The 20,337-nt window shown below is 51.5% G+C and carries 18 protein-coding genes; 9 read left to right on the top strand and 9 right to left on the bottom strand.

Annotation, left to right across the window (positions count from 1 at the left end):
* Positions 1-133: 133 nt before the first annotated feature.
* Positions 134-1,021 carry a phosphoserine phosphatase SerB gene (gene serB / locus ABVM99_RS19940; RefSeq protein ID WP_052938289.1) on the top strand — a complete coding sequence of 296 codons (888 nt, stop codon included), beginning with the start codon at positions 134-136 and terminating at the stop codon, positions 1,019-1,021.
* A gap of 32 nt (positions 1,022-1,053) precedes the next feature.
* Positions 1,054-2,376, top strand: a complete 1,323-nt coding sequence (locus tag ABVM99_RS19935; protein ID WP_000023806.1) for an MFS transporter — start codon at positions 1,054-1,056, stop codon at positions 2,374-2,376.
* Positions 2,377-2,419: 43 nt separating this feature from the next.
* Here ABVM99_RS19935 and cirA read toward each other — a convergent pair whose 3' ends face one another.
* The 3 genes from cirA to yieE form a co-directional block, all read right to left on the bottom strand.
* Positions 2,420-4,411 carry a catecholate siderophore receptor CirA gene (cirA, locus tag ABVM99_RS19930; protein ID WP_000488251.1) on the bottom strand — a complete coding sequence of 664 codons (1,992 nt, stop codon included), beginning with the start codon at positions 4,409-4,411 and terminating at the stop codon, positions 2,420-2,422.
* 345 nt (positions 4,412-4,756) lie between these two features.
* Positions 4,757-6,226, bottom strand: coding sequence for a lysine-specific permease (gene lysP / locus ABVM99_RS19925; protein WP_000534999.1), 1,470 nt, complete (start codon positions 6,224-6,226; stop codon positions 4,757-4,759).
* A gap of 189 nt (positions 6,227-6,415) precedes the next feature.
* Complete coding sequence (yieE, locus tag ABVM99_RS19920) at positions 6,416-7,279, bottom strand: DNA-binding transcriptional regulator YeiE (RefSeq protein WP_000548316.1); 864 nt, start codon at positions 7,277-7,279, stop codon at positions 6,416-6,418.
* 120 nt (positions 7,280-7,399) lie between these two features.
* Here yieE and ABVM99_RS19915 point away from each other — a divergent pair, with 120 nt between their 5' ends.
* Both ABVM99_RS19915 and nfo read left to right on the top strand, forming a co-directional pair.
* Positions 7,400-8,449 carry a YeiH family protein gene (locus ABVM99_RS19915; RefSeq protein ID WP_000137966.1) on the top strand — a complete coding sequence of 350 codons (1,050 nt, stop codon included), beginning with the start codon at positions 7,400-7,402 and terminating at the stop codon, positions 8,447-8,449.
* Between the two features lie 78 nt (positions 8,450-8,527).
* Positions 8,528-9,385, top strand: a complete 858-nt coding sequence (gene nfo / locus ABVM99_RS19910; protein WP_000873912.1) for a deoxyribonuclease IV — start codon at positions 8,528-8,530, stop codon at positions 9,383-9,385.
* A gap of 64 nt (positions 9,386-9,449) precedes the next feature.
* On the opposite strand, the gene fruA is transcribed toward nfo, so the two are convergent.
* Genes fruA through fruB form a run of 3 tightly spaced genes read right to left on the bottom strand, consistent with a single transcriptional unit; the run spans position 9,450 to position 13,223 of the window.
* Positions 9,450-11,138 carry a PTS fructose transporter subunit IIBC gene (fruA, locus tag ABVM99_RS19905; protein WP_000854395.1) on the bottom strand — a complete coding sequence of 563 codons (1,689 nt, stop codon included), beginning with the start codon at positions 11,136-11,138 and terminating at the stop codon, positions 9,450-9,452.
* A 16-nt stretch (positions 11,139-11,154) separates the two neighbouring features.
* Positions 11,155-12,093 (bottom strand): 1-phosphofructokinase, encoded by a 939-nt coding sequence (fruK, locus tag ABVM99_RS19900; RefSeq protein ID WP_000091249.1) that lies wholly within the window; start codon positions 12,091-12,093, stop codon positions 11,155-11,157.
* Positions 12,093-13,223: a fused PTS fructose transporter subunit IIA/HPr protein gene (fruB, locus tag ABVM99_RS19895; RefSeq protein ID WP_023195760.1), complete on the bottom strand. Its 1,131-nt coding sequence runs from the start codon at positions 13,221-13,223 to the stop codon at positions 12,093-12,095. Before fruB ends, fruK begins: the two co-directional genes overlap by 1 nt.
* Before the next feature lie 368 nt (positions 13,224-13,591).
* Between fruB and setB the strand changes: the two genes are divergently transcribed.
* Entirely contained in the window at positions 13,592-14,773 is a 1,182-nt protein-coding gene (gene setB / locus ABVM99_RS19890; protein ID WP_000551934.1) for a sugar efflux transporter SetB, read from the top strand.
* Positions 14,774-14,837: 64 nt separating this feature from the next.
* On the opposite strand, the gene ABVM99_RS19885 is transcribed toward setB, so the two are convergent.
* From ABVM99_RS19885 to ABVM99_RS19875, 3 genes are all read right to left on the bottom strand, one after another.
* Positions 14,838-15,503 (bottom strand): GNVR domain-containing protein, encoded by a 666-nt coding sequence (locus tag ABVM99_RS19885; RefSeq protein WP_001650095.1) that lies wholly within the window; start codon positions 15,501-15,503, stop codon positions 14,838-14,840.
* Position 15,504: 1 nt separating this feature from the next.
* The gene (locus tag ABVM99_RS19880) at positions 15,505-15,627 is read right to left on the bottom strand and encodes a membrane protein (RefSeq protein WP_001519564.1); all 123 of its coding nucleotides are present in this window, start codon (positions 15,625-15,627) and stop codon (positions 15,505-15,507) included.
* Positions 15,628-16,014: 387 nt separating this feature from the next.
* A complete protein-coding gene (locus ABVM99_RS19875) occupies positions 16,015-16,269 on the bottom strand; it encodes a zinc/iron-chelating domain-containing protein (protein ID WP_023209193.1) in 255 nt (84 codons plus the stop codon).
* Between the two features lie 323 nt (positions 16,270-16,592).
* Here ABVM99_RS19875 and yeiP point away from each other — a divergent pair, with 323 nt between their 5' ends.
* From yeiP to mepS, 4 genes are all read left to right on the top strand, one after another.
* On the top strand, positions 16,593-17,165 hold the full coding sequence (gene yeiP / locus ABVM99_RS19870) for an elongation factor P-like protein YeiP (RefSeq protein ID WP_001136822.1): 573 nt from the start codon (positions 16,593-16,595) through the stop codon (positions 17,163-17,165).
* 212 nt (positions 17,166-17,377) lie between these two features.
* Positions 17,378-18,364, top strand: a complete 987-nt coding sequence (locus ABVM99_RS19865; RefSeq protein ID WP_000169350.1) for a GTP-binding protein — start codon at positions 17,378-17,380, stop codon at positions 18,362-18,364.
* A gap of 29 nt (positions 18,365-18,393) precedes the next feature.
* A complete protein-coding gene (locus ABVM99_RS19860; protein ID WP_023195422.1) occupies positions 18,394-19,113 on the top strand; it encodes a phosphatase PAP2 family protein in 720 nt (239 codons plus the stop codon).
* Between the two features lie 413 nt (positions 19,114-19,526).
* Positions 19,527-20,099, top strand: a complete 573-nt coding sequence (gene mepS / locus ABVM99_RS19855; RefSeq protein ID WP_000241015.1) for a bifunctional murein DD-endopeptidase/murein LD-carboxypeptidase — start codon at positions 19,527-19,529, stop codon at positions 20,097-20,099.
* The last annotated feature ends 238 nt before the right edge of the window (positions 20,100-20,337 follow it).

Genomic DNA, 20,337 nt, shown 5'->3' with positions numbered 1-20,337 from the left:
TTGTGTCTGAACTTTACCTGGTATCAAAAACAACGCTTTTTTAGCCCTTTTCTGGCTGTGATATCTGTGATAGCACAAGATTCCACGCCGCAAAAGAGTCATTATAATACCCGTAAATTAAGGGAGTTATCATATGAACATTATTTATTTTATTACTACACAGGATATCGATACGTTTCAGAAAAAATTACAGGAAACGTTATTTAATGCCGTCACCATGCCATTTCCGCTATTATTTGATAAACGTTATGCCGCGCTTATCAATACCGCTTATTTAAAGCTTACGCTGCCAGCGGAATGTCTGACGCCTGAATTTTATCGCTATTTACGCGAACTCTCATTGCAATGGCAGTTTGATTTTTTTATTAAGCCGCAGCCACTGCCTGCTAACGGTATTATCGCGTTTGATATGGACTCGACATTTATTGCGGAAGAAGGCGTGGATGAAATTGCCCGCGAGCTTGGCATGTCGACGCAAATCACCGCCATTACCCAACAGGCGATGGAGGGCAAGCTTGATTTTAACGCCAGTTTTACCCGACGTATCGGAATGTTGAAAGGCACACCGAAAGCAGTGCTGAACGCCGTATGCGATCGCATGACCCTTTCGCCAGGCCTGTTAACTATTCTGCCAGTCATCAAGGCCAAAGGATTTAAAACCGCGATTATCTCCGGGGGACTGGATATATTCACCCAGCGTCTAAAAGAACGGTATCAACTGGATTATGCCTTTTCGAATACGGTTGAAATACGCGATAACGTTCTGACGGATAACATTACCTTGCCGATTATGAACGCCGCAAACAAAAAACAGACGCTGGTTGACCTGGCTGCCCGGTTAAATATTGCCACGGGGAATATTATTGCCTGCGGTGATGGCGCCAACGATCTGCCGATGTTAGAACATGCTGGCACCGGTATTGCCTGGAAAGCGAAGCCGGTTGTACGGGAAAAAATCCACCATCAGATTAATTATCACGGTTTCGAATTGCTTCTTTTTCTTATTGAAGATGAATTATAACGCGACTCACCTCGCCGGAAGGGAATTTTAAAATGAGTATAAAAACATTTATTTTCAGCCAGCCCGATAAGCCGATTGTAAAAGAGAAAAAAGAGATAGACCAGACCTATAAAAAATTTCGTTTTGAGATTATCGCCTCGGTCTTTATCTCTTATGCCGTCTTTTATCTTACCCGTAAAAACTTCTCCGCCGCGATGCCGGCCATGCTGACGGAAACGTCGCTGACCGCAGAAGACTTCGCCATTATGTCTTCTATTTTTTACATTCTTTATGGCGCGATGAAGTTTGTCGGCGGGATGCTGGTCGATAAAATTAACCCGAAAGCCATGACCGGCCCGGTGCTGATTGGCGTGGGGATTGTAAATATTCTGTTCGGCTTTTCCGATAGCGTGGCGGCATTCTACGTACTGTACAGCCTCAACGCGATATTACAGGGCACCAGCTTTCCGCCGATGGCGAAAATTATGGCCTCGTGGTTTTCGAAAAACGAACGGGGACGCTGGTGGGCTATCGTTGAAGCGGCGCACAATATCGGCGGCAGCCTCGCGCCGCTGCTGACCAGCTTTGCTATCGCCTTTAGCGGTAGCTGGAAAATGGGGTTTTATGTTCCCGGCGCCATTTCGCTGCTGATGGGGATAGTGGCGCTATTTACCATTAAAGATCGTCCCGGTACGTTAGGTTTGCCCAACGTGGGGCAGTGGCGTAACGACCCGACGGAACTGGCCCAGGTCAAGGCCAGCCCGGTCAACCTGAGCTTCTGGCAGATTTTTGTGAAATATATCCTGACCAATCCACTGGTATGGATCATTATTATCGGCGATATGTCGGTTTATATTGCGCGCACCATCCTTAACGACTGGCCGCAGATTTACTATTCGCAGGTTCACGGCTGGAGCCTGATAAAAGCGAACTCAATTATTTCCTGGTTTGAGGCGGGCGGACTGGCAGGTGGGTTGCTGGCAGGCTACTTGTCTGACTTTATGTTCAAAAGTAACCGCTGGATGACCGGATTAATCTTCGCGTTAGCGCTGTGCATATGCATCGTGCTGGTGCCGCTGGTTCAGGATACCTCTTACACCCTCACCGCGATTCTGTTCACCATCATGGGCTTCGCCTTATACGGACCGCATATGCTTTTTGCCGTCGGCTGTCTGGATGTGACCCATAAGGATGCGGCAGGATCGATTACCGGCTTTCGGGGATTGTTCAGCTATGTCGGCGCGGCAATGGCCGGTGTGCCGGTAATTATGGTGAAAAATAGCTGGGCGTGGTCGGGCGTTTATATCTATGCGTTAATCGCCATTCTGCTAACGACTCTGTCGCTGGCGCTGCTCTCCAGGCTGCATCGGTTATAACATTCTGGCGACAGCGGCAAAACGCGGCTGTCGCCAGTCTCTGTCAGAAACGGTAATCCACCGCCATAAAGTAACGACGTCCGTCTTCGGTATAACCGTAGTCGTCGCGTTTGAGATCTTTATCGCCCACGTTCAGAACGCCCGCACGCAGTTTAACGTTTTTCGTCGCCTGCCATGCCGCGCCGGTATCCCAGACCACGTACCCGCCCGGCGTTTTCGCCGTTGCGCTGTCGGCCCGCTTACGCCCGGTATAATTCCCTGATACGTAGAATGACCAGTCTTCGAGCTGCGCCGGTTTCCAGTCCAGCGTACCGTTCGCGGTGTGGAACGGCAGATCGGAAAGCGGCTTGTTCCCGCCATTACTGACGTCGCGTCCGTCGTTATAGGTGTAATTCAACGACAGTTTCCACGCCTCGTTAAACGGAACTTTCAACTCGGTTTCCACGCCCTGAATACGTGCTTTATTCACGTTGTAATAACGGAAGACCGGAACGCGCTGTCCCCGACTGTTGGTTTCGAAACCGACAAAGTTGGAATAGCCGGGCGCGGCGTTAACGTCAGGGGTACGGCTAATGCTGATGCGATTGTCCACATCGTTACGGAACGTGGTAACGCTCGCTTCCACGCCCTCCAGTATGCCTTCTTCGCCCCGGTAATAAAGGCCGAGCTCCCAGCTTTCACTGGTTTCAGGTTTCAGATCCGGGCTACCGATAATGCGGCATCCGCCACGGCAGGAGTTGGTCGCCCAGTCCGGACTTAATTGCAATAGCGACGGCGCTTTAAAGGCCGTGGCCCACCCACCTTTCACCGTCAGGGTATCCGTTGCGTTATAGACCAGATAAGCACGCGGGCTCCAGTGATCGCCATAGGTTTCATGGTCATCCATACGAATACCGGTGGTCAGCGCCAGCGGTTCGAAGATGCGCCACTCATCTTCAAGGAACAGAGCATACTGGCTGGCGGAGGTTTTAGTACTGGAACCGCCGGTCAGGTTCACCGCATCGCTCAGTTTATCGTGACGCCATTCGCCGCCGAAGGTGAGGAACTGGTTGACAGACGCTAACGGCAGAACGTATTTCCCGTCAATCGAATTGCTTTCTGACGTGATAGGGCTACTGTTGCCGGGGTTTTTGTTTTCCACTTTTTCGCCGTAGAACTTGAGCTCGCTGTTGCCGAGATCCCAACGTCCGTTATGGCTCAACGCGTAGTTTTGCCGTTCCAGACGATTTTTATCCAGCGAGTCGGAGTCCCGGTCCTGGCGATCAAAACCATAGCCTGCGGTAACGTCATGATTTTCGTTTGGTGTCCAGGCAAACTCGACGTTTCCATCCCGGCTGGTAAATCCTTCAATGCGCGGCGTTTCACCCGTAGCGGTGGTGGCGGAGCTCTGCTGCTCGTCTTTTTCGCGTTTCGCCAGACTACCGTAGGCTTTCATTCCCAGCACGCCGTCGATCAGCGGACCGCTGGTAAAGAACTGACCGTTATAGGTATCGCCACGGTCGCGATGTTCCTGAATAGTGGAGTCAACCGTGACGCTGCCGTGCCATTTCTGACCAATTTTTTTGGTGATAATGTTGACCACGCCGCCCAGCGCATCGGAGCCATACAGCGAGGACATGGGGCCACGCACCACTTCAATGCGTTCGATAGCGTCAACCGGTATCCAGTTCAGATCAAAATCATTATGGCGGAAGACCGCGTTACGGGAGTTAACGCGCTTACCGTCGATCAGGATCAGCGTATAACTGCTGTCCAGACCACGAATACTCACGCCTTTACGGTTATCCCCTTCGTTAGTGAGCTGTACGCCCGGCACCTCTTTCAGGACATCTTTCAGGTTTTGCACGGGCCTGCGCTGTAAATCTTGCTGGGTAATGACGCTGATACTTGCTGGCGCATCTTTCAGATTTTGTTCGATGGCGGACGCGGTAACGACCATGGTTTCACCATCATCCGTTGCCGCGGCAACCGGCCAGGCCAACGTAACTGCGGACATACAAAGCCCTACCCGAACGAAAGGGTTAAACCTAAACATTCCATTTCTCCATGAGGTAAATACGACAAAAAAAATCGGTTATCGCTCACAACGCATTACGTTTCGCCTGCGATAACGGTTATCACGGCGAACTCTTTTTATGCAGGCGAGTCGGGCTCATGAGTGACGGTCGCGCCCGAATCTTCATCCTTTCTGATTTCGAGCGTAACGATAAAGCAAACGATAATAATTATCAATTTAATTGTTAATAATTATGTCATTTGAACCAATCATAAAGAAAAAACAAAAAACCCTCTCGAATGAGAGGGTTAGAAGGGTCAGGTTCAGGCAGTCCGTGCCGGATGGCGGCATAAAGCCTATCCGGCCTATGACGAGAATACCGCGTTACTTTTTAACGCGTTCCGGGAAGTGCATTTCGCTATAGCGCACGAAATGCGTACCTTTTATCAGCTTGTAGCCGAACCAGATAAGCAGGAACAGCGGAATACCGATATAGGTCGCCGCGACGCCGCCCCAGTCGATGGTATCTTTCAGGAACGCTTCATAGTTCTGCCCCAACGTAATAATCAGGCACAGTACAAAGGCGAAAATCGGCCCCAGCGGGAAGAACCCGGAACGGTACGGCAAATCATTCACATCATACCCTTGTATCACGTAACCGCGACGGAAGCGATAATGGCTAATGGCAATCCCCAGCCAGGCGATGAAGCCCGTCATACCGGAGGTGTTCAACAGCCACAGATAGACCGTCTGGTTGCCGAACATTGAGGTCAAAAAGCAAAGACCGGCAATCACGGTGGTGGCATAAAGCGCATTGCGCGGTACGCCGCCGCGGGACAATTTCGCAAAAATACGCGGGGCCTTACCGTCACAGGCCAGGGTGTAGAGCATACGGGTCGAGGCATACATCCCGGAGTTACCCGCAGACAGTACCGCCGTCAGGATAACCGCATTCATTATCGCCGCCGCAGACAACAAGCCCGCATGCTGGAACACTAAGGTAAACGGACTGACGCTAATGTCTTTGACGTCGTTACGCAGCAGGTTTGGATCGGTATAAGGAATGATCAGGCTGATAATCAAAATCGCGAAAACATAAAACAGCAGAATACGCCAGAACACCTGACGCACCGCGCGCGGAATATTCTTCTCCGGGTTTTCAGATTCCCCGGCGGCAATACCAATCAGCTCAGTTCCCTGGAAAGAGAAGCCCACGATCATCGCGACGCCAATCATTGCCGCAAAACCGCCAGCAAAAGGCGCATCGCCCGTCGTCCAGTTGCTCCAGCCGACCGGCTCGACACCTTTAAAGATACCGATAATCATCGCTACGCCAACGATGATGAAGATAATAACGGTCGCGACTTTAATTAACGAGAACCAGTACTCCGCCTCGCCAAAACCGCGTACAGAAATGTAGTTCAGCAAGAAAATGACGCAGAGGAATAGCGCGCTCCAGATCCAGCCCGGCGTGTCCGGGAACCACCAGCCCATCACCAACTGCGCGGCAACCAGGTCAACAGCGATAGTCACCGCCCAGTTGTACCAGTAGTTCCAGCCCAGCGCGAAACCAAAGCCTTCTTCCACATAGTTCTGACCATATGTCGCAAACGAGCCAGATACCGGCATATAGGCCGCCAGCTCGCCAAGACTGGTCATCAGGAAGTAGACCATCAAACCAATCAGAATATAAGAAAACAGCGCGCCGCCTGGCCCCGCCTGAGAAATTGTCGCACCAGATGCAACGAAAAGACCTGTCCCGATGGAGCCGCCAATGGCAATCATCGTCAGGTGACGCGCCTTTAATTCGCGACGTAGCGCGGGCGCTTCTGTGGTTTTAGTTTTGGAACCCATGTGAAAATGCTATCCATCCAAAAAATGAGGCGCGATTGTAACAGACGAAATACTATCCTTCCGACACAAATGCGCGGTTATAAGAGACCTTCATGACCGGCCACGGATTATAAGTAAAGCAGAGAATAACGTATACGTAAGCGGATACTAAAAATGGCGATGCCGCCCGGGCAGCCCTCCTCTTCACCTTTATTCACAGTAACTCAAAAAACGCTGCAACGCGTTAGAAAGATGTTTCTGCCGATGATGAACACGCCACAACGTGCGCACAAGGCGCGGTAACGGCACCGCGACTTCGCCCAGGGTTCCCGCCTGGAGTTGTTCAGCAATCACCCGGCGCGATAAACAACTTATCCCCAGTCCATGACGCACCGCATGTTTGATCGCCTCTGAATTCCCCAACTCCATCGCCATATGAAAGCGCGGCAAATGCGACAACAGCAAATAATCGACAATTTCCCGCGTACCGGAACCGCGCTCGCGTAAAATCCATGGGGATGCCGCAAGCTGTTCCAGCGTCACCGGCCCCTGCGTCAGCGGCGAGGACGGCGCGGCAAAGACCACCAGCTCATCTTCCAGCCACGGCTCAGAGATAATCTCTGTACTGTGACACGGCCCTTCAATCAGGCCGATATCAACCCGAAAATCCAGCACCGCGTTAATCACGTCCTGGCTGTTTCCCACGCTGAGTTCCAGCGGCAAGGCCGGATAATGCTGGCGATAGCGGGCAATCATGGCGGGTAAAATGTAATTGCCGATGGTGCTACTGGCATAAACCCGTATCGCGCCGTTATCCTCACGAAATAGCTGCTCAATTTCTACCGCTTGCTCCAGCAATGCCAGCGCGCGCGGGTATAACAAGCGCCCATGTTCGTTGACCACCAGCCGTTTCCCCACCCGATCAAACAACTGTACGCCGAGCTGACCTTCCAGATCGGTGAGCGCGGCGCTAACGGCGGACTGCGATAATGACAGCATGACCGACGCCTGGGTTGTTGAACCGCTTTTCAGTACTTCAGCAAACACTTCAAGTTGTCGTAGCGTAATATGCATAGCCGTATCCCACCGATAGCGTTTCACTTACCACTTATAAAGATTAATTATAAATATATAATCAATTTTATTTTTAAACCAGATCACCGTAACCTTATTGTCCATATACAGGAGAAGGTTATGACAGAACTCACCTTGCAGAATCATCGTCGTACAATGTGGCATTTTATACCGGGGCTCGCTCTGAGCGCCGTCATTACAGGAGTCGCCCTGTGGGGCGGCGCTATCCCTGCCGTTGCAGGCGCGGGGTTCAGCGCTCTGACCCTGGCTATCCTGCTGGGTATGGTTATCGGGAATACCGTCTATCCACAAATATGGAAACAATGCGACGGCGGCGTGCTGTTTGCAAAACAACATCTGCTGCGTTTAGGGATTATCCTTTACGGCTTCCGCCTTACCTTTTCACAAATCGCCGACGTGGGCATTAGCGGTATTGTGATTGACGTATTAACGCTTTCCAGCACGTTCATGCTGGCCTGCTTCTTAGGCCAAAAAGTCTTTGGTCTGGACAGGCATACCAGCTGGCTGATTGGCGCCGGTAGCAGTATCTGCGGCGCGGCGGCGGTACTGGCGACAGAACCGGTGGTAAAAGCGGAAGCCAGTAAGGTTACTGTAGCCGTCGCGACTGTCGTTATTTTCGGCACCATCGCTATTTTCCTTTACCCGGCAATGTATCCGCTGCTGGCGCACTGGTTCAGCCCGGAAACTTACGGCATCTATATCGGCTCAACCATGCATGAAGTCGCGCAAGTGGTCGCAGCGGGTCATGCCGTTAGCCCGGATGCGGAAAATGCGGCAGTTATCGCTAAGATGCTGCGTGTCATGATGCTGGCGCCGTTCCTGATCATTCTGGCGGCGCGCGTTAAACAGCTTTCACCGGCGACCGGCGCGGAAAAAAGCAAAATTACCATTCCGTGGTTTGCTATTTTCTTCATCGTAGTGGCGATCTTCAACTCTTTCCACCTGCTGCCGAAAGCCGTGGTGGATATGCTGGTGACGCTGGACACGGTACTGCTGGCGATGGCAATGGCGGCGTTGGGTCTGACCACTCACGTTAGCGCATTGAAAAAAGCGGGGGCGAAACCGCTGCTGATGGCGCTGGCATTATTCGCCTGGCTGATTATTGGCGGTGGCGCCATTAACGTCCTAATCCATAGCCTTATCGCATAAATTATTACGTTTCACGCCTGTTAACCCGTTATCATAGCGTTCGTAATGAACCGTTAGCGGGTTTAACAGGAGTCTTTTATGAAATACATCGGAGCGCACGTCAGCGCTGCTGGCGGTCTGGCTAACGCCCCTGCCCGCGCGGCTGAAATTGGCGCAACGGCCTTTGCGCTTTTCACAAAAAACCAGCGTCAGTGGCGTGCCGCCCCCCTTACTCCCCAGGTCATTGATGACTTTAAAATCGCCTGTGAAAAGTATCATTTCTCGGCGGCGCAAATCCTTCCCCACGATAGTTACCTGATTAATCTGGGCCATCCGGTCAGTGAAGCGCTGGAAAAATCACGCGATGCCTTTCTCGATGAAATGCAGCGCTGTGAACAACTCGGCTTAACCTTGCTTAATTTTCATCCCGGTAGCCATCTGATGCAGATTGCACAGGAGGATTGCCTGGCGCGGATCGCGGAATCCATCAATATTGCCCTCGCGCAGACCGAGGGCGTTACGGCGGTTATCGAAAATACAGCCGGTCAGGGCAGTAATCTGGGGTTTGAGTTTGAACAGTTAGCCGCCATCATCGACGGCGTGGAAGATAAGTCGCGCGTTGGCGTCTGTATCGATACCTGCCATGCCTTTGCCGCCGGATACGATCTGCGTACGCCAGAGGCGTGCGAAAAAACGTTCGCCGGATTCGGGAAAATTGTCGGATTTCAGTATTTGCGCGGAATGCACCTTAACGACGCCAAAAGCGCCTTCGGTAGCCGCGTTGACCGCCATCACAGTCTGGGTGAAGGCAATATCGGCCACGATGCGTTTCGTTGGATTATGCAGGATGCGCGTTTTGACGGTATTCCGCTGATACTGGAGACCATCAATCCTGATATCTGGGCGGAAGAGATTGCGTGGTTAAAAGCCCAGCAAATTGCCGAAGCGGTGGCCTGACGCTCAATGTTCTTCAGGTAATAAAAAAGGCAGAGCGCGCTCTGCCTTTTTTAGCGTGTTTCTCTTATGCCGCTTTTGCCGCGACTTCCGTCTCCGGACGTTTCAGGACGGCATAAGCCAGCCCTGCCACCAGCGTACCGGCCACAATTGCCAGCAGGTATCCCAATACCGGCGTAATTGCGCCTGGGATAAGCAGAACAAACAGACCGCCATGCGGCGCCATCAATTTTGCGCCTACCGCCATAGAAATAGCCCCGGTCAACGCGCCGCCAACGATACAGCACGGCAGTACACGCATCGGGTCGCGTGCCGCAAACGGAATAGCGCCTTCAGTGATAAAGCACAGCCCCAGCACCAACGCCGCTTTACCGCCTTCCTGCTGCGCTTTGTCGAACTTACGACGCGCCACCATCGTTGCCAGACCCAGCGCTAACGGCGGTACCATACCTGCGGCCATGATCGCCGCCATCGGCGCGTAAGTTTGCGTACTCAGCAGACCAACGCCAAACGCATACGCCGCTTTGTTCACCGGGCCGCCCATGTCGGTACACATCATCCCGCCGAGAATCGCGCCCAGCAGCACCGCGTTTGCGGTCCCCATGGTTTGCAGCCAGTGGGTGAGCCCTTCCAGAATCCCGGCAACCGGTTTACCGATCAGGTAAATCATCGCCAGCCCCACCACCAGACTGGAAATTAACGGGATGATCAGGATTGGCTTCAGCGCTTCCATACTTTGCGGAAGTTTCAGTTTGGTACTGATAAGCTTCGCCATATACCCGGCAAGGAAGCCGGCAATGATCCCGCCGATAAAACCGGAACCGGTGCTAACCGCCAGCATACCGCCAATCAGACCTGGCGTAAGGCCTGGGCGATCCGCGATGGAGAAAGCGATATAACCCGCCAGTACCGGCACCATCAGCGCAAACGCCGAACCGCCGCCAATCTGCATCAGCGCCGCCGCCAGCGTGTCCGGCACCTTAAAGGCTTCAATACCAAAAGCGAAGGAAAGCGCAATACACAGTCCCCCGGCAACCACCATAGGCAGCATGTAAGAAACGCCCGTCAACAGATGCCGGTATGCGCCAGCGCTCTCTTTCTTCCCTTCGGTCGCCGCTTGCGATGCCTTACCCGCCGGTTGATACGGCGTCGCTTCCGCTACGGCTTTATCCAGCTCCTGCGCCGTCTTTTTCAGCGCCAGGCCGGTCGACGTGCGGTACATCGGGAGACCAGCAAACTTCGCCAGATCCACTTCGATATCCGCCGCCACAATCACTAAATCCGCTTCCGCCACCTCTTCCGGGGTGATGGCATTGCCGGCCCCCACGGAGCCGCGCGTTTCGACTTTTACCCACCAGCCGCGTTTTTTCGCTTCTGTTTCAATGGCTTCAGCCGCCATAAAAGTATGAGCGACGCCGGTCGGGCAGGCCGTTACCGCGACCACGCGTTTCGGACCGCCGCTCGCCGCAGGAGCAGCCGCAGCAGGGGCGCTGTAAAGGGTCGCATGGCTTTTGGCTTCACTCAGAAACAGTTCCGGATGCGCGACGGCGCGACCAATATCCCCCAGCCAAACCTTTTTGCCGTTCAGAGCATTGTCGTTCGGCAGAGATTCGCCCAGTACGATCGCCAGCTCAGCATCATTCGGATTGTCGATAATTTCCAGATTTGCTTTATGCGCCGCCGCTCCAAGCAGGGTTTTCGCCATGTAAGCGCGAGCCTGGCCGAGATTAGCGTCAATTATCAGCAGCGTTTTCATTATGCCTCTCCTGCTGTCAGTTAAACGGTTGTAAGTCGACACGCGCCATCATTGCGGCCAACTGAGGACGATCGGTAATACCCACATTGCTCTGGCTGACCGCCAGCGCGGCAACCGCCGTCGCCAGACGCAGCGTATGTTCGCTGGACTCGCGCATCAGCAGGCCGTAAATCAATCCGCCAACCATAGAATCGCCTGCGCCGACGGTACTTACCACGTCAACCGCCGGTGGTTTAGCGATCCATTCTCCTGAGGCGTTAACCCACAGCGCGCCTTCCGCCCCCAGCGAAATCACCACATGGGCGATACCCTGTTCGCGTAACGCGTGCGCCGCATCAATTACATCTTTCATTTCCGGGAGCTTACGACCCGCCCAAATTTCCAGTTCGCGGCGATTCGGTTTCACCAGCCACGGCGCAGCTTTAAGACCGGCGACTAACGCTTCACGGCTACTATCAAAGATAATGCATGGACACTGGCTGCGCAGACGCGTCATCCAGTCGGTGAACGCTTCCGGACTCACGCCAGCCGGTAAGCTACCGCTGACGCAGACCATATCGAACTGGCCCAGCCAGCTCAGGGAGTCGTTAACAAAGCGTTCCCAGTCTGCGGGGGTCACGTCAAAGCCGGAAAAGTTGAAGTCGGTCACTTCGCCATCTTTTTCCGTCAGCTTCACGTTGATGCGGGTCCGGCCCTGAACCACCTGAAAGCGGTTAGCGATGCCCAGTTCGCTGAACAATTGCTGAAAACCGTCCTGGTTATCTTTACCGAGAAAACCGCCGACGGTGACGTCGATGCCTAAGTCTTTCAGCACTTTGGCAACGTTAATGCCTTTGCCCGCCGCGTGCAGACCCGTGGTTTTCACCAGGTTCACTTCGCCGCGTTCGATTTCAGGGCAAAACCCAACCAGATCGTAAGCCGGATTAAGGGTAATGGTGGCAACACGCCTGCTCATTATGCGCCCTCCCCGAGACCGGCGGCGATCGCATCGCCAATCGCTTTCAGCGCCTGTTCAGCATCTTCACCCTGCGCGGTAAAGCGCAGACGATGGCCTTTCTTCACGCCTAACGCCACCACTTTCATCAGACTACGTCCGTTTGCCGGTTTGCCGGTTCCATCAAGGTTTGTCACGGTAATTTCACTGTTAAATTGTTTAATCGTATTCACCAGCATGGTGCCCGGACGGGCATGGAGACCATGCTCATTACGCACTACAAATTCTGCGCTCAGTACGTCATCCGTCAGCGCATCATCACTGGTCAGCAACGCCAGCAGCGTCGCGGCGTCGGCGCTCAGCAGACGATCGGCTTTATTGTTCAGCAACAGGTCGCCGAGGCGTTTTAGCACGGCAATCGGCTGCTCGTCAGTCATCGCAACAGTGACTAATAAGGCTGCTTTTTCACCCTCTACGTCAAACGCCTGGGTCGCACGGCTTACCGCAACAGCGCTGCGCAAATTGCCTTCCGCGCTGTCGTTCAGCCAGATGCCTTGTCCCAGATTCATCGGACTATCGTTAATCGTTTTTGCGACGAACGCCGCATCAACCGCTCCCGCCTCTTTCAGACGCGCCGCATTTAGCGCCTGCAATGTGACCAGCGAGCTGGCGATGACATCCAACGTCATCGTCTCGTTATCAAGTTTTAATTGTTCACTTTGCTTCTCGCCCATCAGCAATGCACGCAGCTCTTCCGCCGTTGTCGCGGATTTCAGCTGTTCAGCCACGGAGTCATCGCTCAGCACATGCGTCAGCTGACGCAGCAGGCCGAGGTGTTCGTCCGAACTGGCGGCAATACCAATCGCCACGTAGGCGACCTGGCCTTCTCCCCAGGTAACGCCCTGCGGAAATTGAAAGACCTGGACGCCGGTTTTCAGCACCTGATCGCGCGTGTCTGTTGTGCCATGGGGAATCGCAATACCATTGCCAAGAAAGGTCGAGGTTTGCTGTTCGCGCGCCAGCATACCGTCAACATAGCCGCCCGCCACATTCCCCGCCTGCGCTAACGCGGCGGCGATTTGCCGAATGGCCTCTTCTTTATTTCCGGCCTGCTCGCCCGGATGAATGTCCTGAACCGATAACTGGAACATGTGTCTCCTCTCCTGCTGAATTGAAACGATTCAGCCACTATGAGAAAAAAAGCGCCAATCTGAGTTATCAAAAAAACCAGATCGCGCTGAAACGTTTCAAGAAGTCTGGATCTTTCTGCTTCAGCACGCAAGAAAAGTTACCGGTTTTGTAGCAATTTTTTGAGGTGAAGCACATTTTTTCTCCAACAGACCCTCAATAGCTGACGCATAAAAGGCTTCAGCTTTTTTCTTTCAGCTTGCGTCAGCACGCCCTGGTAACAAACTGGAATGCTATTTTGATTTTTCGTGTCGATTTTGATTCAGACGCCTGTTTATTTTCTGACGGGCAGCGTAAACTCCGCCTCTCTTCACACCACTGATATAGAAACATGCACAACAGTCCCGCCGCCGCTGCGCCCAAATCGTTTGACCTGACGTCTACCGCCTTTTTGATCGTCGCTTTTCTCACCGGTATTGCCGGTGCGTTACAGACGCCGACGCTCAGTATTTTTCTGACGGATGAGGTTCACGCCCGTCCCGGCATGGTGGGATTCTTTTTTACCGGCAGCGCGGTTATCGGCATTATCGTGAGCCAGTTTCTGGCGGGTCGCTCAGATAAAAAAGGCGATCGCAAAAAACTGATCGTTTTCTGTTGCGTGCTGGGCATGTTGGCCTGCGTGTTGTTTGCCTGGAACCGCAACTACTTTATTTTGCTGTTCATTGGCGTCTTTCTCAGTAGCTTCGGCTCTACCGCCAACCCGCAGATGTTTGCGCTGGCCCGAGAACATGCCGATCGTACAGGTCGTGAAGCGGTGATGTTCAGCTCAATCCTCCGCGCCCAGGTCTCGTTGGCCTGGGTCATTGGGCCGCCGCTGGCCTATGCGCTGGCGATGGGTTTTAGCTTTACGGTGATGTATTTGAGCGCGGCGGTAGCTTTTATCGTCTGCGGCGTCATGGTGTGGTTCTTTTTACCGTCAATGCGCAAAGATGCGCCGCTGGCAACCGGCACGCTGGAAGCACCGCGTCGTAATCGCCGCGATACGCTGTTGCTGTTTGTCATCTGTACGTTAATGTGGGGAACTAACAGCCTGTATATCATTAATATGCCGCTGTTTATCATCAATGAGCTGCATCTTCCGGAAAAACTTGCAGGCGTGATGATGGGCACCGCCGCCGGGCTGGAGATTCCCACAATGCTGATTGCAGGTTACTTCGCCAAACGGTTGGGAAAACGCCTGTTAATGTGCATCGCCGTTGTCGCCGGACTGTGCTTTTATGCGGGTATGTTGCTGGCGCACGCGCCGGCAACGTTGCTCGGCTTGCAGTTGCTGAACGCGATTTACATCGGCATTCTTGGCGGGATTGGCATGCTCTATTTTCAGGATCTCATGCCAGGCCAGGCGGGTTCAGCCACCACGCTGTATACCAATACCATTCGCGTCGGCTGGATCATTGCCGGTTCGTTGGCGGGAATCGCCGCAGAAATCTGGAATTACCATGCGGTCTTCTGGTTTGCGTTAGTCATGATTGTCGCCACCATGTTCTGCCTGGCGCGTATTAAAGATGTTTAACTTGCAAGCCTGATACTTTTACTCTTCGACACATTTCAGCGCAGAGTTTATCTCTGCGCAATGTTCATGCGCGGTCATTCATTGTCTTTTTCTCAATACGATATTCTGTTAGCGCCCTCGTACATAAAAGACCGGTTATTGAGAAAATTACGCCCATCAGCCCGCAAAGGACCAGCACCAGCCGCATCTTATATTTTGGTGTAACAGCAACATCTATCACTTCAATGTTAGCATTATTTTTAACCGCCTCCGACAACAATGATAGCTTTGCATATGTTTCCGTTTGTAACATATTTTTATGCACGCTATAACGTTTAATGTCACCGTCATCGATATACCATGCTGCCATTTTATCGACACTATTTTTCAGGGTGGAAATAATATTATTGACACTTTCTTCCCTCCCCTGCGCCTTAAAAATGACAAGCTGTTTTTTCGCGTCAAAACTTATTTTATTTTTATAGTCCGTAGGCAAGAAACGGCTAAACTGGTTAAGGATAACCGTTGTTTTACATTGAATATCATTAGTATAGCCACATAACGCATAGGTAGCAGGCGTATCCAGATTAGGTTTGATTGTCATACTCACAACCTTTGTATCATGCTGCACGCTCACAAAAACATAGCCAATGGCAACAAAAATAAAGGTAGCGATCATGATACTTAGCCATTTTCTTATAAGGAATAAGGAAACGTCGACTAAATCAATTTCACTATTTTCTCCCCGCATTTCACATCCCTTTTAAAACGCTAATAGTCAACCCGAATACTGAAATAACAAAAAGCAACACCAGCGTAAAAATAAACGCCCTGGCTGCGAACGTATATTTCTTCATAAGATAAAACCCACACATAAGAATTCGAGTATTTTAAAGGAAAATAACAATACATTCACACTGGTTATATCGATCGGTAAATACATCAATGATAGATATAAACTATCAAATTCATGATATCGATCGTTATAAATAATTAAAATCGATCAAAATTCCTCTTTTTAATAGATAAAAACTATCATATAAATAAAATTGATCGTTTTTGTTTTATGTGACGGTTCATTCGGTACACGTTCAGGCACCAACGGGGTTGAGCGGCGACATCTACCGCTTCAGAAGCCACGAAATAAGGGAATCATGTATTACGCTATTTAATGGTAAAAGGAGGTAATTTGAGGCGCAGCTTTTGCAGACTATTTCGGGATATAACGTAAGCCCCTGCACATTTATCAAAAACGGCTTAGCTCATGGTAAGGTTTTCTGTTCGAGTTCCAGCAAATAAATAATGGCCTCTTCCCGGGTCGTTAAACACATGTCCCCTGCCGGTTGCAAACCAGAGCACACTTTTGGGCGTAAAGGCGAGCCAAAGATAAGGCACAAGTTATCTTCCGAAAGCTGCACGCATCTGGTATTCATCGGCTTGCCATTCGGCATTCCGGGTATCGGCGACGAAATTGAAGGCGCAATACAGCAAGCGCCACAACCGCTACGACAGTCCATGCTCAGCCCTCTATTTATAACCAAATGAAAGATAACAGAATTTGTCCAAAGAAAAATCCAGATTTAAAATGTAGACGTCATCATGATCAGGCCTGCCCTCAGACATTCCGAAGACAAGGCTGGAAACAGAAGGGACAACACAGCACACTTCCCCCCTCCGGGCGACATGCCATCGCGTATTCTCGTTGAACGCGGAACGGAAAGCGGGCGAACAGTATCACCTTTTTTGCACCAGCAAAAGTGACAATTCCACTTGCCTGGACGGCCCGGCGCGAGTAGTTTTACGCGATATTTTAGATAATCTCTACAACAGGATCTCCTCGATGCCAAGAGCGAACGAAATCAAAAAAGGTATGGTACTGAACTACAACGGCAAATTGCTGATTGTGAAAGATATCGACATTCAGTCACCTACCGCCCGTGGCGCCGCCACACTGTATAAAATGCGTTTTTCCGATGTCCGCACCGGTCTGAAAGTGGAAGAACGTTTCAAAGGCGACGATATCGTTGATACCGTCACCCTGAGCCGTCGCGGCGTTGACTTTTCTTATGTCGATGGCAACGAATATGTGTTCATGGATAAAGAAGACTATACGCCGTATACCTTCACCAAAGATCAGATTGAAGAAGAGTTGCTGTTTATGCCTGAAGGCGGAATGCCGGATATGCAGGTTCTGACCTGGGACGGCCAACTGCTGGCGCTAGAGCTTCCGCAGACCGTGGATCTGGAAATCGTCGAAACCGCGCCGGGTATTAAAGGGGCGTCCGCCAGCGCACGTAACAAACCCGCGACATTAAGCACCGGTCTGGTGATTCAGGTTCCCGAATACCTGAGCGCAGGTGAGAAAATCCGCATTCATATCGAAGAGCGCCGTTATATGGGGCGCGCGGATTAAGTTTCGCATTTTTCGGCTGCGCCCCAGGGCGCAGTCTGACCCTTTTCTTTATTGATTGTTCTGCACCAGGCAAGAGAAACGTTAAAAATTTAACATTTTCTGCTCTTAAGATGGCAGAAGCACGACTTCGTCAACTCAGCGCTTCTCTTTTTCACGTTTATTCGCCAGGATTATTAAAAGTTGTTATGTTGTATCAATATTCTGGAGCTGACGTGACCAAAACCAATCTTATTACTGGATTTCTCGGTAGCGGAAAAACCACCTCTATCCTTCATTTATTAGCCCATAAAGATCCGGCTGAAAAGTGGGCCGTCCTGGTCAATGAATTTGGCGAAGTGGGTATTGACGGCGCGCTGCTTGCCGACAGCGGCGCACTGCTAAAAGAGATCCCCGGCGGCTGCATGTGCTGCGTCAACGGATTGCCTATGCAGGTGGGGCTCAACACGCTGCTGCGCCAGGGTAAACCTGACCGGTTGCTGATTGAACCAACCGGACTGGGGCACCCAAAACAGATCCTGGATTTATTAACTGCGCCGGTTTATGAGCCGTGGATTGATTTACGCGCCACGCTCTGCATCCTGGACCCTCGTCTGCTACTGGACCAACAGAGTGTCGCCAATGAAAATTTCCGCGATCAGCTCGCCTCAGCCGATATTATCATCGCCAATAAGACCGATCGCGCCACGGCGCAGAGCGATGCCGCCCTGCAACAGTGGTGGCGACAGTACGGCGGCGATCGTCAACTGATTCATGCCGAACATGGACAGATAGACGGTAAGCTTCTGGATTTACCGCGACAAAATCTGGCGGAACTGCCGGCCAGCGCCGCGCATTCTCACACTCATGCCAGTAAAAAAGGACTCGCCGCGCTAAATCTGCCCGCCCAGCAGCGCTGGCGACGCAGCCTCAATAGCGGACAAGGTCATCAGGCCTGCGGCTGGATTTTCGATGCCGATACCGTGTTTGACACCATTGGCCTCCTCGAATGGGCTCGTCTGGCGCCGGTGGGCCGGGTGAAAGGCGTTATGCGCATACAAGAGGGGCTGGTACGCATCAATCGCCAGGGCGATGACCTGCACATCGAAACACAGAGTGTCGCGCCGCCGGACAGCCGGGTTGAACTTATCTCAAACACAGAAACCGACTGGAATACGTTACAGACGGCCTTGTTGAAGCTTCGTTTAGCGACGCACGCGTAAGGTTGCCACCGTTTAAAAACTATGGCGAAATGACGATGAAAACCCGCTATTCCTTGATAATTCTGCTTAATGCCGCCGGTCTGGCGCTGTTTTTGTCATGGTATCTTCCCGTCAATCACGGTTTCTGGTTCATCATTGATTCCGGCATATTCCACTTCTTTAACCAGAAACTGGTGGAAAGCCACGCGTTCCTCTGGTGGGTCGCTATTACCAATAATCGGGCGTTTGACGGCTGTTCGCTGCTGGCGATGGGCGGACTGATGCTCAGTTTCTGGCTAAAAGAAGACGCGTCGGGTCGGCGGCGCATTGTGATAATCGGATTGGTCATGCTGCTAACAGCGGTGGTGCTTAACCAACTCGGTCAGGCGCTGATCCCCGTCAAGCGCGCCAGCCCAACGCTCTCTTTTGAGCATATTTATCGCGTCAGCGAGTTGCTGCACATCCCGACAAAAGACGCGTCAAAAGACAGTTTCCCAGGCGATCACGGTATGATGCTGCTGATATTTTCCGCCTTTATGCTGCGTTATTTCGGCAAAAAGGCGGGGATTATCGCCCTTATTATATTTGTGGTTTTCGCGTTTCCGCGCGTTATGATTGGCGCTCACTGGTTCACCGATATTGTGGTCGGGTCACTCACGGTTATTTTGATTGGCCTCCCCTGGTGGCTGATGACCCCGCTCAGCGACCGGGCGATAGCGCTTTTTGAGAATTATCTCCCGGGTGGAAATAAACAAATTTTAAACAAATAACCCATGCAATTAACATTACCTTCAGCGATAGTTTTACATCGTTGAAGGTAATTTATGATGATATTCCCCCAGCCCATCATTTTTCGGTCATATTATTCCTCTGCAAAATGAACAGGTTGCACGATTTTTAAACGATTTGCGCTTAATTTGACCCGTGCTGATAGTTCACTTTTCGTATCATAAATTCTTATAAAAAATCACGCGAAATCGCTCGCAATGACAGCAACAATCGGGTAATCTCAAACTCGTTTTGCCTCGCCAGATAATTATTCTCATTGCGAATAAATTTGTGCGTTCCGCCACAGATTTGTGCACAAAGAATTGTCTCAAGCTGTGCAGGTAATTAGTCTCATCACGTTTGGCATTTTTATAACGATATTTATCGTTAAGGACTTCAAGGGAAAACAAACAACATGGTCAAATCTCAACCGATTTTGAGATATATTTTGCGCGGGATTCCTGCGATTGCAGTTGCGGTTCTGCTTTCTGCTTGTAGCACAACCACCAATACCGCAAAGAATATGCATTCTGAGACGCATGCTGTGGGCAATAGCGATAGCTCTTCACTGCAAGCCTCTCAGGATGAATTTGAAAATATGGTGCGTAACCTCGACGTTAAGTCGCGGATTATGGATCAGTATGCTGACTGGAAAGGCGTGCGTTACCGCCTTGGCGGCAGCACTAAAAAAGGCGTCGACTGTTCCAGCTTTGTACAGCGCACCTTCCGTGAACAGTTTGGTTTAGAGCTTCCGCGTTCAACCTATGAACAGCAGGAAATGGGCAAAGCGGTTTCACGCAATAACCTGCGTACGGGCGATCTGGTTCTGTTCCGCGCCGGTTCCACTGGTCGTCATGTCGGTATTTATATCGGCAATAACCAGTTTGTCCATGCGTCTACCAGTAGCGGCGTCATTATCTCCAGTATGAACGAACCGTACTGGAAAAAACGCTACAATGAAGCGCGTCGAGTTCTGAGCCGCAGTTAATCTTCATCAGGCAGCACCTCCCTTGGCTTACCTGATGAGACGACATAAAAAGCACTGCTTCGGCAGTGCTTTTGCTTATTATCCCTTCTGAACCCGTTTTACCGAATAGCGACGTGTCGCCTCTTATCCAGCCTACAACACACGAACATAGGCCTGATAAACATAGCGCCATCAGACATTCAGGTCGTTTCCGCCAACGACTACTGCGACAATACGCTTTCCTGCGCATCACAGAAAA

The sequence above is a fragment of the Salmonella sp. SJTUF15591 genome, from assembly GCF_043356435.1.
GTDB classification, from domain to species: Bacteria; Pseudomonadota; Gammaproteobacteria; order Enterobacterales; family Enterobacteriaceae; genus Salmonella; species Salmonella enterica.
The sequence above is the reverse complement of the archived record's forward strand: the minus strand, read 5'-3'. Positions and strand labels throughout refer to the sequence as shown.

Bases quoted from the DNA above. Each gene is read 5' to 3' on its own strand.
- serB (WP_052938289.1), top strand. From the start codon at position 134: ATGAACATTATTTATTTTATTACTACACAGGATATCGATACGTTTCAG.
- ABVM99_RS19935 (WP_000023806.1), top strand. From the start codon at position 1,054: ATGAGTATAAAAACATTTATTTTCAGCCAGCCCGATAAGCCGATTGTA.
- cirA (WP_000488251.1), bottom strand. From the start codon at position 4,411: ATGTTTAGGTTTAACCCTTTCGTTCGGGTAGGGCTTTGTATGTCCGCA.
- lysP (WP_000534999.1), bottom strand. From the start codon at position 6,226: ATGGGTTCCAAAACTAAAACCACAGAAGCGCCCGCGCTACGTCGCGAA.
- yieE (WP_000548316.1), bottom strand. From the start codon at position 7,279: ATGCATATTACGCTACGACAACTTGAAGTGTTTGCTGAAGTACTGAAA.
- ABVM99_RS19915 (WP_000137966.1), top strand. From the start codon at position 7,400: ATGACAGAACTCACCTTGCAGAATCATCGTCGTACAATGTGGCATTTT.
- nfo (WP_000873912.1), top strand. From the start codon at position 8,528: ATGAAATACATCGGAGCGCACGTCAGCGCTGCTGGCGGTCTGGCTAAC.
- fruA (WP_000854395.1), bottom strand. From the start codon at position 11,138: ATGAAAACGCTGCTGATAATTGACGCTAATCTCGGCCAGGCTCGCGCT.
- fruK (WP_000091249.1), bottom strand. From the start codon at position 12,093: ATGAGCAGGCGTGTTGCCACCATTACCCTTAATCCGGCTTACGATCTG.
- fruB (WP_023195760.1), bottom strand. From the start codon at position 13,223: ATGTTCCAGTTATCGGTTCAGGACATTCATCCGGGCGAGCAGGCCGGA.
- setB (WP_000551934.1), top strand. From the start codon at position 13,592: ATGCACAACAGTCCCGCCGCCGCTGCGCCCAAATCGTTTGACCTGACG.
- ABVM99_RS19885 (WP_001650095.1), bottom strand. From the start codon at position 15,503: ATGCGGGGAGAAAATAGTGAAATTGATTTAGTCGACGTTTCCTTATTC.
- ABVM99_RS19880 (WP_001519564.1), bottom strand. From the start codon at position 15,627: ATGTGTGGGTTTTATCTTATGAAGAAATATACGTTCGCAGCCAGGGCG.
- ABVM99_RS19875 (WP_023209193.1), bottom strand. From the start codon at position 16,269: ATGGACTGTCGTAGCGGTTGTGGCGCTTGCTGTATTGCGCCTTCAATT.
- yeiP (WP_001136822.1), top strand. From the start codon at position 16,593: ATGCCAAGAGCGAACGAAATCAAAAAAGGTATGGTACTGAACTACAAC.
- ABVM99_RS19860 (WP_023195422.1), top strand. From the start codon at position 18,394: ATGACGATGAAAACCCGCTATTCCTTGATAATTCTGCTTAATGCCGCC.
- mepS (WP_000241015.1), top strand. From the start codon at position 19,527: ATGGTCAAATCTCAACCGATTTTGAGATATATTTTGCGCGGGATTCCT.